This window comes from Achromobacter maghribensis, assembly GCF_057334215.1.
In genome coordinates this window covers 1-14,957 of the sequence record NZ_JBHFII010000022.1, presented here as the reverse complement: position 1 = coordinate 14,957, position 14,957 = coordinate 1, and the positions used below count along the sequence as shown (strand labels likewise).

The following is a 14,957-nucleotide window of genomic DNA, read 5'->3' as shown; positions in this document are numbered from 1 at the left end:
CCGCGGGCCGCCGCGGCGGCCTGGTCGGGCGCGACTGGCGCGACCGCCTGTGCGCCGCGCTGGAAGCGCAGCGCCGGCCAGACGGCCTGATCGCCTTGAGTATCGAAGTGGCCTATGGCCACGCGTGGCGCGCCGCCGCGCACCGCACGGTCGCCGGAGAGACCCGGCTATCCGTCAGCGCGATCGGCGGCCGGCACCGCGGAACCCCTTGAATCGGGGCCCCGCCACGGGGCCGCTCAGTGCAGGCGTTCGGGCAGGGGCACGCTGACCCCCGGTTCAGACACCGACAGGGGCTGCATGGGCTCCGAATTGGCGCGGATGCGCCGACGCAGCACCGCCGTGGGTTCCGCCGGGGCAGCCCCGGCCGGCTCGCCGCGCCAGGTGTGCGTCATGGCGTCCACCACCAGCGGCAGATCGCGCAGGCGGTGGAACTGGCTACGCAGCCACCGGGCATCGTTGCCGCTGCGCATGGCTTCGTCGCGCAGGGCGGCGATCATGTCGCCCGTGCCCAGTTCTTCGGCCACCGGCATCAGCCGCTGGAACAAGGCGCGCAGATGGTCCATCAGGCGCAGGCGCTGCCCTTCCGGCGTGACATAGCTGCCTTGCAGGCCAAAACGGCAGGCCTGGAAGTGGTTGCTGCGGTAAGACAGCCAGGCGTTGTCATGCGGGTCGTCCTCGCGCATCAGCAACACCGCCAGGGCCTGGGCGAAGGCCGCGATCTGGCATGCGCGCTCCACCGTCAGCGGCGTATCGCACACGCGGATCTCCACCGTGCCGAATTCCGGCTTGGGGCGGATGTCCCAGTACAAGTCCTTGATGCTCTCGGCCAGACCGTAGGCGCGCAGTTGCGACAGGTGCGCCTCGAACTGGTACCAGTCCTTGACGTCGGGTGGCATATGGCCGGCCAGCGGAAAGCTGTTCACCGCATTCAGGCGCGAGCACGAAAACAGGGTGTCGACGCCCTCGCAATACGGGGACGAGGCCGACAACGCGATGAAGTGCGGGACGTAGGGGGAAAGCCGGCGCAACAGTTTGATAGAGTCGTCGCCATTTTTCACGCCCAGGTGGATGTGTTGGCCGAACACCGTAAATTGACGCGCCAGGTAACCGTACATTTCGGCCAGGTACTGGAACCGCGGGGTATCCGAGATGGAACGCTCTTGCCAGCGCATGAAGGGATGGGCGCCACCGCCGGCAACCGCCACGCCGACTGCATCGGCCGCTTCCACCAGGGCGTCGCGCATCTCGCGCATTTCGGCCAGAAGGCCCATGGGGTGCTCGTGCACCGAGGAATTCAATTCGATCATGGACCGCGTGATTTCCGGTTTAACGCGGTCGGCAATGGGATGGTTGGCCATTTGGGCCAGCAGCTCGTCAGAGGCTGCGGTCAGATCAAAACTGCGGGGGTCGATCAGTTGCAGCTCGAGTTCGATGCCCAGGGTGTTGGGGGCCGACGAAATGAACGGGATCTGTTCCATCTCGGACTCCTTTGAATGTTTGATGAGGGACGCACCGTTCGACCTTGAAGCCCGGTAACTTCCCGGGGGGTGCTAGACGGCGACTTGTGAACGCATGATAGCCGCAGGTTTGTGGCAAAACGATTGAAAATCGTGACATTTGTGTGCAACATCGCGAAGCATCCAGTTTTGCCCTCTGAAGAGAAGTGAGCGAGCGCTCACAACATAGAAACGGCGCGGGTTGCCAGCCGATGGCCGCCGGAATCGCAGTCGGGAAGCGGTTTTCGAGAGGGGGTGGGATAACCCTGATCAGGGTTATCCCTTATGATTTTTCGAGCCCGGTGGCCCTTATTTGCGCCAGAAAATCGGCGTGAAGAGCACCAGGACGGTCAGCAGTTCCAGACGCCCGATCAGCATGGCGAAGGTGCAGACCCAGATCTGGAAATCGGACAACACGGAAAAATTGCCCATGGGTCCGACCGGCCCAAGGCCCGGCCCCGTGTTGTTGATCGTGGCGAAAATGGCCGAGAACGCGGTGATGGGGTCCAAACCCGATAGCAGCAGCAGGCTGGTGAAGACGGCAATGGACAGGCCGTAGAACAGCATGAAAGCCAGCACCGACGACATCGTGCGCGTTTCTACCGCTCGGCCGTTGATGCGCACCGGGCTGACCGCATGCGGATGCAACATTGTTACCAGTTCGTTGCGCCCCTGCTTGACCAGCAAAATGGCGCGGATCATCTTGATACCCCCGCCTGTGGAACCGGCCGACGTGGCAAAGCCCGACAGCAACAGCATGGTCAGCGGCGCGAACAAGGGCCACTGCGCAAAGTCCGTATTGGCGTAACCCGTGGTGGTGGCCATGGAAATGGTGTTGAACATGCCGTAGCGCAACGCTTCCAGCGGCTCGGCGTAGACGCCTTTGATATACAGGAACACTGAAATCACCAGGCCCGCGCCAAGCACGACCACCAGGTAGGGAATGGCTTGCGGGCATTGGATGTACGCGCTGGCGCTGCGCTGGCGGAACGCGTTGAAATGGGTGGCGAAATTGATGCCGGCGATCACCATAAACACCATGGCAACCATTTCCACCGCCACGGAATCGAAATGCGCGAAGCCGTCATCCCACGTGGAGAATCCCCCCAGCCCCATCGTGGTGGCCATGTGGCACCACGCCTCGAACCACGACAGGCCCACCGCGCGATACGCCAGGAAGCAGAGTATCGAAAACACGAAGTAGACCGCGTACAACGCCTTGGCGGTGCTGGCGATACGCGGCGTCAGCCGTTCGTCCTTCATGGGACCGGGCGTCTCGGCCCGCACTACCTGATGACCGCCCACGCCAAGCAGGGGCAAAATCGCCACTGCCAGCACCAGGATTCCCATGCCACCGATCCAGACCAGCGTAGCGCGCCATAAATTGATGGACGCCGGCAACCCGTCAAGATTGGTCAGCACGGTAGCCCCCGTCGTGGTCAATCCCGACATGGCTTCGAAATAAGCCAGGGTGAACGACAGCGGCAAGCCCGCCCCGTGGAAGTAGAGCAGTAGCGGGATCGCCGCCAGCAACGGCAGGCCAGCCCACACCGCCGACACCAGCACAAAGCCGTCGCGAGCGCGCAATTCACAGCGGCTGCGCCGCGTCACGGCGGCGATCGCACCGCCGATACCCATCGAAATCAAGAATCCATTCAAGAAGGCGCTACGCGCGGCGTCGCCCCCGACGTATGCGACCACCAAGGGGATCAGCATGGTGAGGGCGAACATCACCATGGTCAGGCCCAGGATATAAAGGGTGGCCAGAACGCGCTTCATGGGAGCTATCCTGCGGCGCGTGGCCCGCGGCGGGGCATGGGGTGGGTCACCGGGTGGGCGCGCATCAGAAGAACGACGCCGACACTTGGAACAGCTTTTCCACGCGCGGCATCTGCCGGCGCGACGGCACGAAGACGATCACGTGGTCGTCCGTTTCGATCACGGTATCGGCATCCGGCAGGATGATCTCGTCGCCACGCACCAGCGCGCCAATGCTGGCCCCCTTGGGCAGGCTGATCTGCCCCACCGCCCGGCCCACGACCTTGGAGGTCGAGCGGTCGCCGTGGGCGATGGCCTCCAGGGCCTCGGCCACGCCCTGGCGCAGGCGATGCACGGCCGCGACGTCGCCGCGGCGCACGTGGCGCAGCAGCTCGCTCATTGTTGCCTGCGACGGCGACACGGCGATATCGATGTGGCTGCCCTGCATCAATTCGCCATACGCCTGGCGGTTGATCAGCGCGATCACCTTGCGGGCGCCCAGGCGCTTGGCCAGCAGCGACGACATGATGTTGTCTTCGTCGTCGCTGGTCAGCGCCAGCCACGTGTCCATGTCTTCGATGTTCTCGCGTTCCAGCAGGGCTTCGTCCGTGCCGCTGCCATGCAGGATCAGGACGCTGTCGGGCAGCTGGGTCGCCAGGTATTCGCAGCGCTTCAGGTCGCGTTCGACGATGCGAACGCTGTACTTTTCTTCGGCCAACTGGCGCGCCAGGCGCAGGCCGATATTGCCGCCACCCGCGATCATCACGCGTCGCACGGCGCGTTCGGCTTCACGCAATTGGCGCACGGCGCGGCGCGCATCGCGCGAATCCACCACCAGCACGACCTCGTCGCCCGGGGCGATGACCGTGCCGCTGCCGGCCCGCAGCGGACGGCCGCCGCGCAGCACGTCAATCACGCGCGCCTTCACGTCGGGCCATACGTCGCGCAGCTTGTCCACGGACGAATGCGCCATCGGGCTGCCATGCCCCACCCGCACGGTCACCACGCAGACGCGGCCTTCGGCGAATTCCACGACCTGCAAAGCCTCGGGGAATTCGATCAGGCTGTGCAGATAGGTGGTGACGCTGCGTTCGGGGCTGATCAGGGCGTCGATGCAAAAGCCCTCTTCGCTCATCAGTTCCGGGTGTTCCGGAAACTCGGCCGAGCGGATGCGGGCAATGCGGCGGGGGATGTTGAACAGCTGGCGGGCGATCTTGCACGCCACCATGTTGGCGGTGTCGGAGGCCGCACAGGCAATGAACAAGTCGGTGTCGGCCGCGCCGGCGGCTTCCAGCACCGACACCTGCGAGCCATCTCCATGGACGACACGCAGGTCGAAATGCTCTTGCAAGTACCGAAGTTGCGTGGCGTCGGTATCCACCACGGTGATGTCGTTTTCTTCGGACACCAGGTTTTCGGCCACGCTGGTGCCTACGCGACCAGCGCCCATGATCAGGATCTTCATGTGCTGCGCTTGCGCGCCGACTCGATGCCCAATTGCTTGAGCTTGCGGTAGAGGTGGGTGCGTTCCAGCCCGGTGCGTTCGGACACGCGCGTCATGCTGTGGCTTTCGCGGACCAGGTGGTATTCAAAATAGATGCGCTCGAACTCGTCGCGCGCTTCACGTAGCGGCTGGTCCAGCGAAATGCTGCCCAGTTGGCCGTTGGACGTGACGGGCACTTCGTTGGCGGGCGCGGCCACCACCGCGGGGGGATCCAGCTCGTCTTCCAGCGCCACGGTGGCGTTGGCAGTGGCCGGATGCACGGCGGCCGGCACCGGATGCGGGGCACGCCCGCGCGCCAAACCCGCCGCTACGGTTTTCAGCAGCCGTTGCAGCGTGATGGGCTTTTCCAGGAAATCCATGGCGCCGATGCGCGTGGCCTCGACCGCCGTATCGATGGTGGCGTGGCCGCTCATCATGATCACGGGCATGTCGAGCAGGCCTTGCGAGCCCCACTCTTTCAGCAAGCTCACGCCATCGGTGTCGGGCATCCAGATGTCCAGCAACACCAGATCAGGACGCATGCGAAGGCGTGCGGCGCGCGCTTGCGCCGCGTTTTCGGCCAGTTCGACCGTGTGTCCTTCGTCGTAAAGGATCTCCGACAAAAGCTCGCGTATACCGACTTCGTCGTCAACCACCAGAATTCTGGCCATAAAGCATCCACCTATTGCGTAGCCGCATTATCCTTTTCTTGCGCGGTCGCGTCCATAGTATCTGGCCCGGGAGCCAACCGGGTCAACAAGATGGAAATCCGCGCGCCTCCTTCCTTGCGGTTGGCAAGGTCGATACGTCCGCCGTGCTCTTCCACAATCTTGCGTACGATTGCCAATCCTAACCCAGTCCCGTGGGACTTGGTGGTTACGTAGGGCTCGAACGCGCGCTGCATCACCTGCGGCGGGAAGCCCGGCCCGGTGTCGGCAACGGTAAATCTAAGTGCCTGCTGATCGGCCCGGTCGGGCTGTTCGCTGCGCATGAGTTGGGTCGTCACGCTGACCCTGCCCTCGCCGCCCATTTCGGCGATCGCGTCGCGGGCGTTGGACATCAGGTTGTGGATCACTTGGCGCAGCTGCGTCGGATCGCCTTCGATCGCCGGCAGGTCCGCCCCCAGGTTCACGTCCAGATTCAGCGCCTTGCCGGTCAGGCGGGACGAACCGCCGTCCGGCTCCCAGCCATACAGCGACAGCACGTCGGCCACCAGCGCGTTGAAATCGATGCGCTGCATGACGGCCGGCGGCGTGCGGGCATACTCGCGGAAATCATCCACCATCTGCTTGAGCGAGGCCACCTGGCTGACGATGGTGTTGGTGGAGCGCGTGACGATCTGCGCTTCGGTGGGTTGCAGCTTGCCTTCCAGCTTCATGGCCAGGCGCTCGGCCGACAGCTGGATGGGGGTCAGGGGGTTCTTGATCTCGTGCGCCAGCCGGCGGGCCACTTCGCCCCACGCCACGGTGCGGTTGGCCGAAATCACTTCGGTAATATCGTCAAACACCACCAGATAGCCGTTGCCCCGCCCATCCACGCGTAGGTGGGTGCCACGCGCCAGCAGGGTCAGCGGCTGGGGTGGGGCGGACGCGGCGCCCTGGGCCGGGCTGATTTCGAACTGCTGTTGCCAGTGCTGGCGCTCCGAGCCCACGGCCGCGTGGGTCGAAAACGCCTGGCGCACGATATTGGCGAATTCCAGCATGCCGTCCACGGTTTCCAACGGACGGCCGATCACCGACCGAAGATCCACCCCGAGGATCGTCTGGGCGCCCTGGTTGACCGTGGTGACGCGGAACGATTCGTCGAAAACCAGCACCCCGGACGACAGGTTGGACAGCACGCTTTCCAGATAGACGTTGGACCGCTCCAGCTGCTGGCGGTTGCTTTCGACCATGCGGCGGGCTTCGTCCAACTGCCGCGTCATGGCGTTGAACGACCGCGTCAGCTGGCCGACTTCGTCGCGCTCGGGCGGTTCGGGCAGTGGCCGGTAGTCGCCCACGCCCACGGCCTGCGTGCCGCCCGCCAGGCTCAGCAGCGGCCGCACCAGGCGCTTGGACAGCGACAGCGCCACCGCGATCGCGCCGAACGCGGCAAGCAACAGCGCCAGCGTCAGCGTGATGCCGTAAAGCTTGCGCAGCCCCAGGCGGGACAGTGCAAGTTCTTGATAGTCGCGGAAACCCTGCTGCACCAGGTTGGCGTTGTGTGCGATCTGTTCCGGCACGGGCTGCAGCAATTGCAGCCAGCGCGGTTCGGACGCCGCGCCCAGCAGGTTGTCATAGCGGTCGGGCCCCGTCAGCGGAATCACCACGCGCAGGTGCAGCCCGCCCTCGGCGCCCGCCGTGACGGGGTCATCGGCTTCGGCCGCGGAATAGCCGCGCGCCAGCCGCAGCTGGTTCATCACCGTCGACGGCGGCATGGCGGGCAGCAACTGGCCATATTGGCTGGTGGAAAACGCCACCATGCGCCCGCTGCCCGTGAACACCATGGCCTCTTGCACGCCATTGGTTTCGCGCAGCCGGGTCAGGGCCAGCATCACGCCGCTGTCGGTGCTGCGGTTCAATTCCATGGCCATGGAGCGCGCGCGCGCATCCAGGTCGGCCAGCAGCGAATCCAGCGCGGCGCGGCCCAGGTTAAGCCCGGCCTCCAGCGCCGTGTCCACCCGCACGTTGAACCAGGATTCGATGGAGCGAGACATGAACTGCACCGAGACGGTGTAGATCAGGGCGCCGGGGACCACGCCGATCAGCGCGAATGCCAGCGAAAAGCGCGCCGTCAGGCGGGCGCCAAACTGCCGGCGCCGGATCTGGCGGGCCAGACGCACTGTCAGCGCCACCACCCAGATGAACAGCGCCAGGGCGAAAATGCCGTTCAGCACCAGCAGCGTGTCGTAGTAGCGTGCAAAGCGCGAGGCATTGCCCGTGGACCATGCCAGCAACCCCAGCAACGCCAGGCCACTTACGGCACCCACCATCAGGGCCAGGCGGAGCAACAGCCTCATGAGGGATCTTTCTCCTTGCCGCTCAGCGTGAATGAGAAGTCCGTCCAGGGAGTCCCCTGCGCCCATGAGCTGCTGTTCAAGGCGTTCACCTGGAACGGCCGGGGCAAGAGCGAGGTGTCCAGGCGCAGCCGCAGCTGGCCGCCGTATAGCACCCCTTCGTCGAAGTCGCCGGCGTCAGCCACCGACCAATTGCGAATGTGGCGGATGACGCTCATGGCGTCGTCCAGCGACGCCACGGGGAAGGAAAGTTCGCCCACGCCGGCGCGCCATTGCCGGGTCAAGGCGTTATAGACGACGCGCCACGTGCGGGACGCGTCCACCAGCGGCTTGTCGAACCACCACCAGCGTTCCTGCGTCATGGTCAGGTCGGCCGTGAAATAGAGGGGGACGCCGCGCTGGGCCGCGTCCCGCAATTGCTGATTCAGTTCGAATTCGATGTCCGCGTCAATCTCGAGGCGGCCGTTGCGCACGACCGGCTCGACCCGCACAACCTTAGGCTCGGCGCCATATGCTTCGCCGCCCGGCACCAGGGAAAGCAAGGCGGATACCAGCAACAACCCAAGAAATAAACGCGAAATAATGGACATACGACACCGAAACACCGTCATGCCCCTATTCTTGGTGATTCAGGACTGCTTGGCAAACAAGGCGTAGAAAAACCCGTCATGTTGGGCGGCCGGTGTTGCATCGAGCGCAACAGGCAGCAATTGGCCCGGCGCGTCCAGCCGCTGGGCCTCAGGATGCCGTTGCAGGAACTCCAGCGCCTGGCGCGCGCCTTCGATCGGGAAGACCGAACACGTCACATAGAGCAGGCGGCCGCCGGGCGCGACCGTCTGCCACAGCGCATCCAGGAGCTTGGCCTGCAGGGTGGCCGTGCGGCGCACATCGTTTTCGCGGCGCAGCCAGCGGATGTCGGGGTGGCGGCGCACGATGCCCGACGCCGTGCAGGGCACGTCCGCCAGCACCGCGTCAAAGGGCTTGCCGTCCCACCAGGCGTCCAGGTCGGATGCGTCGGCGGCCTCCAGCTGGACGCGGCTGCTTGCCAGGCCCAGGCGGTCCAGATTCTGTTCCACGCGTTCCAGCCGTTCGCCGTCCGCGTCCAGCGCCACGAGGTCGATATCGGCCAATTCCAGCAGGTGGGCGGTCTTGCCGCCGGGCGCCGAGCAGGCGTCCAGCACGCGCATGCCGTCGGCCGGCGCCAGCAATTCGGCCGCCAGTTGCGCGCCGGCGTCCTGCACCGACCACCACCCTTCGGCGAAGCCGGGCAATTGGGTCACGGGCTTGGGGCTGCTCATCACCAGACCGGCCTGGCCCACGGGTTCCGCCGACAGGCCGGCGTCCTGGAAGGCCGCCAGCACCTGTTCGCGGCTGGCGCGGCGGCGGTTCACGCGCAGCGTCAGCGGGGCCGGCACGTTGGCCGAGGCCAGGATCTCGCGCCATTCTTGCGGATACGCCACGCCCAGCTGCTTGACCCACCAGCCGGGGTGGTTCCATTGGGCCTCGGGGCTGTCGGCGACCGCGGCTTCCAATGCCGCCCGCTCGCGCAGGAAGCGGCGCAGGCAGGCGTTGAGCATGCCCTTGAAGGACGCCAGGGCGCGGGTATTGGAGGCGGCCGTCACGGCCTGGTCCACCACCGTATGCGGCGCGTACACCGGCATGCCGGGCAGCGCGGCGGCGGCCTCGCCCTCTTCTTTCAGCAGGGTCAGGGACACCAGCAACAGCGATTCGAACAGCACACTGGGATAGCGCTGGACGAGCTCGCGGCCAACGGCGTCGGCCCAGCCCAGATACCGCATCGCATGGAACGACACGGCCTGGGTGGCCGGGCGCAGGGCGGAACTTACGTCGGTCAACGCGTCCGTCAGGGAACGGCCGTCCAGCACGCCCTCGACCACCCCCGCGCTGGAAAGAAGAACGGAGGAAAGCGGGGGGGCCAGATGGGGGGAGTCGGAACGCGTGGACATGGTGGAAATTCAGAGGATAAGACCGATATGGTAGCCGGACCTGGACGAATGGCGGCGCGCGCGTCAAACTGGCCCCTCGCCTGGAGCGCTTTCCCCTATGACTACCGCCACGCTGCTGCTGTTCATCCTGGCCTCCGCCGTCGCCATCGTGACGCCGGGCCCGACGACCCTGCTGGCCCTGAGCAACGGCTCGCGCCACGGCGTGCGCGCCGCGGGCTGGGGGATGGCCGGCGCGGTCCTGGCGGACCTGATCCTGGTCGGCGCGGTGGCCTCGGGCCTGGGCGTGGTGCTGGCAGCGTCCGAAGTCGCCTTTCAGCTCATCAAATGGGTGGGCGCGGTGTATCTGGCTTATCTGGGCTGGAAGATGCTGCGCTCGGACGCGGCGCTGATCCTGCCGTCGGCCGCGCCCGGGACGGACCGGCCCGTGGGCCTGTCGCTGGGGCTGCGCAGCTTCATGGTGGCGCTGACCAACCCCAAGGCGCTGCTGTTCATGTCGGCCTTTTTGCCCCAGTTCATCGACCCGCAAGCGCCGCTGGCGACCCAGTACGCCATCGTGGCCTGCGTCCTGGCCACCATCAATATCTTGACGATGCTGGTCTACGCCGCCCTGGGCGCTCAACTGGTGCGCGCCTTCCAGGGGTCGGGCCTGCGCTGGCTGAACCGCGTCTGCGGCAGCTTGATGATCGGGCTGGCGGGCACGCTGGCGCTGTACCGGCGCGGGGCGCCGTAAAAAGCACCGCGTCACGGAGCCCGGGGCTTTCGATAGCCAGGCGCTTTCTGGTGACGAAAGGCACGGTTTGCTATCGCGCCCTACGGCATTGCCGTATAATTCCCGGCTTCCCCGCAGTTGCTGCTCCCGGCGCATCGCATGAACCCAAGCGATGGCAAGAAGCGGCGCTGCCCGTAAATTTGAACGAGTCATGAAGAAAGCAGCTCCACCGGCGCCTCCCGCCCGGTGGCAGGCATCACATATCAGCGAAGCGCGCAGCCGCGTCGGTTTGCCGCAAGCGGATTTCGCGGAATTATTGGGCGTGAGCGTACGTACCTTGCAGGACTGGGAACAGGGCCGCCGCCATCCGTCCGGCGCCGCTCAGACCCTGCTGCAAGTGGCCATTCTCCACCCCGAAACGCTACGCGACCTGCCACCCCGCCAGACAGGCAAACCCGCCTGAACCCGAATACCTGACGAATACCCCGCCGCACCGCAACAGCCGGTGCGCGAACCTACGGTGAACTAGATTGGAAATTCTTGAACAATCCCGGCCCGGCAAAGGCGCCGGCACTTCCGCCAGCAGTGGCAGCAGCTCGACGCTTGACGCCATCACGGCTGCGGCCCAGGGCGCCGATCCGGGCCGCGCGCCGCGCGTGGGGTTCGTGTCGCTGGGCTGTCCCAAAGCTTTGGTCGACTCCGAACGGATCCTGACCCAACTGCGCACCGAAGGGTACGAAGTCACGCCCGAATACAACGATGCGGATGTCGTCGTCGTCAACACCTGTGGATTCATCGACAGCGCCAAGGCCGAATCGCTGGAAGCCATCGGCGAAGCGCTGGCCGAGAACGGCAAGGTCATCGTCACCGGCTGCATGGGCGTCGAGGAATCGGTGATCCGCCAGGTGCACCCCAGCGTGCTGTCGGTGACCGGTCCCCAGCAATATGAAGAGGTGGTGCGCGCCGTGCACGACGCCGCCCCGCCCAAGAAAGACCACAACCCCTATCTGGACCTGGTGCCTCCGCAGGGCGTCAAGCTTACGCCGCGCCACTACGCCTACCTGAAGATCTCCGAAGGCTGTAATCACCGCTGCAGCTTCTGCATCATCCCGTCGATGCGCGGCGACCTGGTCAGCCGCCCGGTGGGCGACGTGCTGAGCGAAGCCGAGCGCCTGGTCAAGGCCGGCGTGAAGGAAATGCTGGTGATCTCGCAAGACACCAGCGCGTATGGCGTGGACGTGAAGTACCGCAGCGGCTTCTGGAACGGCCGGCCGGTCAAGACCCGCATGACCGAACTCTGTCTGGCCTTGTCCGAAATGGGCATCTGGACGCGCCTGCACTACGTGTATCCGTACCCGCACGTGGACGAAGTGATTCCGCTGATGGCGGAAGGCAAGATCCTGCCGTACCTGGACATCCCGTTCCAGCACGCCAGCCCGCGCATCCTGAAGGCCATGAAACGCCCGGCGTTCGAAGACAAGACCCTGGCGCGCATCAAGCGCTGGCGCGAGATCTGTCCCGACCTGACCATCCGTTCGACCTTCATCGTCGGCTTCCCCGGCGAAACCGAAGAAGACTTCCAGTACCTGCTGGACTGGATGCAGGAAGCGCAGTTGGACCGCGTGGGCTGTTTCCAGTATTCGCCGGTGGAAGGCGCGCCCGCGAACCTGCTGGACAATCCCGTGCCGGACGACGTGAAGCAAGACCGTTGGGAACGCTTCATGGAATTGCAGCAAGGCATCTCGACCGCGCGCCTGGCTCGCAAGGTGGGCCGCGAGATCGACGTGCTGATCGATGAAGTGGACGAAGATGGCGCCGTGGGCCGCAGCAGCGCCGACGCGCCCGAGATCGACGGCTGCGTCTATGTCAGCTCGGACAAGCCGTTGAAGGCGGGCGACATGGTGCGCGTGCGCATCACCGATTCGGACGAATACGACCTCTGGGGCGACGCGATCTGATCGAAGCAGGGGCGGCCCGCTGGCCGCCGCCGCAACGCAAAACCCGGCCTTGCGAGGCCGGGTTTTTTTTAGCGCTGCCCTTCTACGCCTTTGCCAGGAAGTCCGACAGGTCGTCGGCGTGCTCTTCTTCCACCGCCAGGATCTCTTCCAGCAGACGGCGCGTGGTGGAGTCCTGTTCGCCGATGTATTCGATCATCTGGCGGTAGCTATCGATGGCGATCCGTTCGGCGATCAGGTTTTCCTTGATCATCTCTTCCAGCGTGTTGCCTTCGACATATTCCGAATGGCTGCGCTCCAAGAGTCCCTTGGGCGACAGGTTCGGCTCGCCGCCCAGCTGCACGATGCGCTCGGCCAGGCGGTCGGCGTGATCCTGCTCTTGCGTGGCGTGTTCGGCGAATTCCGCCGCCACCGGTTCCGCGTTCAGGCCGCGGGCCATGAAGAAGTGGCGCTTATAGCGCAACACACAGACGATCTCGGTGGCCAGTGCTTCGTTCAGCAGTTTCAGCACCGTTTGCCGGTCCGCGCGGTAGGTGTCCGTCACGGCGCCCGATTCGATGTCCTGGCGCGCCTTGGCGCGAATGGCCTTCACGTCCATGTCGAAAGGGCGGCTCGTGTTCTGGGGGGTTCGGGTTGCGTGTTCCATATCGTTAGCTCCTCGGGTTAGTGAAAGCACTACGACGCTGGATTTCCAGTCGTACCGAACAACCCAGTCTACCGGTCATGGCGGATCGTGCTGTGTCCAAACATTGCGTTCCACCGGGTTTGGGCGCGCCCCCCGGGCAATAAACCCCTGGCCAAACCTTGCGTAAACTATCGGCTTCCCGAAAAGCCCGTGACGCAATCTGTAACGGGACGGCCATCTCCGACCTTTTATGACTCTGAAGAACATTTGCGTGTATTGCGGCTCGAATCCGGGCTCCCGCCCGGACTACATCGAACAGGCCCGCGTGCTGGCGCGCGAACTGGTCAAGCGGGACCTGGGCCTGGTGTACGGCGGATCGGTGGTCGGCATCATGGGCGTCGTGGCCAATGAAGTGCTGGCTGGCGGCGGCCGCGTGATCGGGGTCATACCCGAGCTACTGCAAAAGAAGGAACAAGCGCACCGCGGCCTGACCGAACTGCATCTGGTGCAGAATATGCACGAGCGCAAGGCCATGATGATTGAAAAGGCCGACGGATTCATCGCGCTGCCTGGCGGCGCCGGCACGCTGGAAGAGTTCTTCGAAGTCTGGACCTGGGCGCAGTTGAACATGCACCAGAAGCCCTGCGGCCTGCTGAACATCGCGGGATACTACGACGCGCTGGTGCAGTTCGTGGACCATGCCGTCGATGAAGCGTTCATCCGCCCCCAGCATCGAGACATGCTGGTAGTGGAAGAAGACCCCGCCGTTTTGCTGGACCGCTATGCCATCTACGAGGCGCCCAATGTCTCGAAGTGGTTCGATCCCATCAAGGCCTGAAGCCGCCCTCCCATGACCCAACGGAAGCTTACGCAATGATGCCCGATTCGTTGTCCCCTTCCAGCACCGAGTCCGTCCTGCGCGACTATTTTCACGCCAAGGACGAGAATCGCCCGCACTACATGTCGCGGGCATTCGCAGACAACGCCGTGCTGAAAATGGCGCTGCGCACGCAAGCCATCGCCTTCCCCCCCGAATCGCATGGGCTGGCGGCAATCGCCGACACGCTGGTGCGCAAGTTCGGCCAGACCTACGACAACGTCTACACGTTCTACCTGTCGCGGCCGGCACCGGACGCCTGTCTGCCCGACTACCAATGCGACTGGATCGTGGCCATGACCGAGAAGGCCACCGGCAACGTGCGTGTGGGCTGCGGCCGGTACGACTGGAAATTCCAGGCCTCCCCATACCGCGCCACGGACCTCACCATCACGATCGAAACCATGGTGACGCTGCCGCCGGGCGACACGGCCGCCGTCTTCGGCTGGCTGCTGGCGCTGGATTACCCCTGGACGAACGCCGCCCGCGTCGTGGCCAGCGCGCCGCCGCTGGAAGCCCTGGCGCCGGTTGTCCACTATCTGCTTCACCCCAACGGCTTGTAGCCACGCCTGCGCCGTCTACTGGATCCCACTTGAAATACGACATCGCCGCTTTTGATTTTGACGGAACCCTGGCGGACACCATGCCCTGGTTCAATTCCATCCTGAACACCGTGGCCGATAAATACGGCTTCCGCAAGATCGACTTGTCGGAGCGCGAAAACCTGCGCCACCGCGAAGCCGCCGACATCCTGAAGTATCTGGGGATACCGCTGTGGAAGCTGCCGGCGATCATGTCGCACGTGCGCACCCTGATGCAGGACATCGATCCCAGCGTGCACCTGTTCGACGGCATTCCCGAGGTGCTCGCGCGCCTGAAGGCCGGTGGACTGCGGTTAGCCGTGATCAGCTCGAATTCCATCGAGAACGTGCAGCGCGTGCTGGGCCCGGATGCCACCGCGCTGTTCGACGACTACGAATGCGGCACCGACCTGTTCGGCAAGGCTGCCAAGATCGACCGCCTGATGCGCCGCCACGAGGTCGCCCCCGCCCGCTTCCTGCTGGTGGGCGACGAAATGCGCGACATCGACGC

Annotated in this window: 14 protein-coding genes and 1 pseudogene; 7 read left to right on the top strand and 8 right to left on the bottom strand. The window is 64.9% G+C overall.

Annotated features, from left to right (window positions below):
• A pseudogene (locus tag ACE039_RS09390) lies at positions 1-212 on the top strand (methyltransferase domain-containing protein); the annotation flags it as partial.
• A gap of 24 nt (positions 213-236) precedes the next feature.
• On the opposite strand, the gene ACE039_RS09385 reads toward ACE039_RS09390, so the two are convergent.
• From ACE039_RS09385 to rsmB, 7 genes are all read right to left on the bottom strand, one after another.
• Entirely contained in the window at positions 237-1,478 is a 1,242-nt protein-coding gene (locus ACE039_RS09385) for a YbdK family carboxylate-amine ligase (protein WP_485822206.1), read from the bottom strand.
• A 327-nt stretch (positions 1,479-1,805) separates the two neighbouring features.
• Entirely contained in the window at positions 1,806-3,275 is a 1,470-nt protein-coding gene (locus tag ACE039_RS09380; protein WP_485822205.1) for a TrkH family potassium uptake protein, read from the bottom strand.
• 64 nt (positions 3,276-3,339) lie between these two features.
• Positions 3,340-4,719, bottom strand: coding sequence for a Trk system potassium transporter TrkA (trkA, locus tag ACE039_RS09375; RefSeq protein WP_448708187.1), 1,380 nt, complete (start codon positions 4,717-4,719; stop codon positions 3,340-3,342).
• Positions 4,716-5,408, bottom strand: coding sequence for a response regulator (locus ACE039_RS09370; protein ID WP_105555945.1), 693 nt, complete (start codon positions 5,406-5,408; stop codon positions 4,716-4,718). The genes trkA and ACE039_RS09370 overlap by 4 nt, the downstream gene beginning before the upstream one ends.
• 11 nt (positions 5,409-5,419) lie before the next feature.
• A complete protein-coding gene (locus ACE039_RS09365; protein ID WP_448708189.1) occupies positions 5,420-7,735 on the bottom strand; it encodes a sensor histidine kinase in 2,316 nt (771 codons plus the stop codon).
• Positions 7,732-8,322 carry a DUF4390 domain-containing protein gene (locus ACE039_RS09360; protein WP_448708190.1) on the bottom strand — a complete coding sequence of 197 codons (591 nt, stop codon included), beginning with the start codon at positions 8,320-8,322 and terminating at the stop codon, positions 7,732-7,734. Before ACE039_RS09360 ends, ACE039_RS09365 begins: the two co-directional genes overlap by 4 nt.
• Before the next feature lie 39 nt (positions 8,323-8,361).
• A complete protein-coding gene (gene rsmB / locus ACE039_RS09355) occupies positions 8,362-9,699 on the bottom strand; it encodes a 16S rRNA (cytosine(967)-C(5))-methyltransferase RsmB (RefSeq protein ID WP_485822204.1) in 1,338 nt (445 codons plus the stop codon).
• Positions 9,700-9,796: 97 nt separating this feature from the next.
• On the opposite strand from rsmB, the gene ACE039_RS09350 reads away from it, so the two are divergent.
• The 3 genes from ACE039_RS09350 (at position 9,797) to rimO (ending at position 12,366) form a co-directional block, all read left to right on the top strand.
• The gene (locus ACE039_RS09350; protein WP_485822203.1) at positions 9,797-10,429 is read left to right on the top strand and encodes a LysE family translocator; all 633 of its coding nucleotides are present in this window, start codon (positions 9,797-9,799) and stop codon (positions 10,427-10,429) included.
• A gap of 190 nt (positions 10,430-10,619) precedes the next feature.
• Positions 10,620-10,871, top strand: coding sequence for a helix-turn-helix domain-containing protein (locus ACE039_RS09345; RefSeq protein ID WP_448708194.1), 252 nt, complete (start codon positions 10,620-10,622; stop codon positions 10,869-10,871).
• Between the two features lie 148 nt (positions 10,872-11,019).
• Entirely contained in the window at positions 11,020-12,366 is a 1,347-nt protein-coding gene (gene rimO / locus ACE039_RS09340) for a 30S ribosomal protein S12 methylthiotransferase RimO (RefSeq protein ID WP_105555988.1), read from the top strand.
• Positions 12,367-12,448: 82 nt separating this feature from the next.
• Here the strand turns inward: rimO and ACE039_RS09335 are convergent, their stop codons facing one another.
• Positions 12,449-13,009 (bottom strand): ferritin-like domain-containing protein, encoded by a 561-nt coding sequence (locus ACE039_RS09335; protein ID WP_105555939.1) that lies wholly within the window; start codon positions 13,007-13,009, stop codon positions 12,449-12,451.
• A gap of 229 nt (positions 13,010-13,238) precedes the next feature.
• Here ACE039_RS09335 and ACE039_RS09330 point away from each other — a divergent pair, with 229 nt between their 5' ends.
• The 3 genes from ACE039_RS09330 to ACE039_RS09320 form a co-directional block, all read left to right on the top strand.
• Positions 13,239-13,826: an LOG family protein gene (locus tag ACE039_RS09330; protein WP_105555938.1), complete on the top strand. Its 588-nt coding sequence runs from the start codon at positions 13,239-13,241 to the stop codon at positions 13,824-13,826.
• Between the two features lie 35 nt (positions 13,827-13,861).
• A complete protein-coding gene (locus ACE039_RS09325; protein WP_105555937.1) occupies positions 13,862-14,428 on the top strand; it encodes a hypothetical protein in 567 nt (188 codons plus the stop codon).
• Between the two features lie 29 nt (positions 14,429-14,457).
• A partial coding sequence (locus ACE039_RS09320) for an HAD hydrolase-like protein (RefSeq protein ID WP_485822202.1) occupies positions 14,458-14,957 on the top strand: 500 nt, incomplete at its 3' end.

Bases quoted from the DNA above. Each gene is read 5' to 3' on its own strand.
- ACE039_RS09350 (WP_485822203.1), top strand. From the start codon at position 9,797: ATGACTACCGCCACGCTGCTGCTGTTCATCCTGGCCTCCGCCGTCGCC.
- ACE039_RS09385 (WP_485822206.1), bottom strand. From the start codon at position 1,478: ATGGAACAGATCCCGTTCATTTCGTCGGCCCCCAACACCCTGGGCATC.
- rsmB (WP_485822204.1), bottom strand. From the start codon at position 9,699: ATGTCCACGCGTTCCGACTCCCCCCATCTGGCCCCCCCGCTTTCCTCC.
- ACE039_RS09380 (WP_485822205.1), bottom strand. From the start codon at position 3,275: ATGAAGCGCGTTCTGGCCACCCTTTATATCCTGGGCCTGACCATGGTG.
- ACE039_RS09345 (WP_448708194.1), top strand. From the start codon at position 10,620: ATGAAGAAAGCAGCTCCACCGGCGCCTCCCGCCCGGTGGCAGGCATCA.
- ACE039_RS09360 (WP_448708190.1), bottom strand. From the start codon at position 8,322: ATGTCCATTATTTCGCGTTTATTTCTTGGGTTGTTGCTGGTATCCGCC.
- ACE039_RS09365 (WP_448708189.1), bottom strand. From the start codon at position 7,735: ATGAGGCTGTTGCTCCGCCTGGCCCTGATGGTGGGTGCCGTAAGTGGC.
- ACE039_RS09335 (WP_105555939.1), bottom strand. From the start codon at position 13,009: ATGGAACACGCAACCCGAACCCCCCAGAACACGAGCCGCCCTTTCGAC.
- trkA (WP_448708187.1), bottom strand. From the start codon at position 4,719: ATGAAGATCCTGATCATGGGCGCTGGTCGCGTAGGCACCAGCGTGGCC.
- ACE039_RS09370 (WP_105555945.1), bottom strand. From the start codon at position 5,408: ATGGCCAGAATTCTGGTGGTTGACGACGAAGTCGGTATACGCGAGCTT.
- ACE039_RS09330 (WP_105555938.1), top strand. From the start codon at position 13,239: ATGACTCTGAAGAACATTTGCGTGTATTGCGGCTCGAATCCGGGCTCC.
- ACE039_RS09325 (WP_105555937.1), top strand. From the start codon at position 13,862: ATGATGCCCGATTCGTTGTCCCCTTCCAGCACCGAGTCCGTCCTGCGC.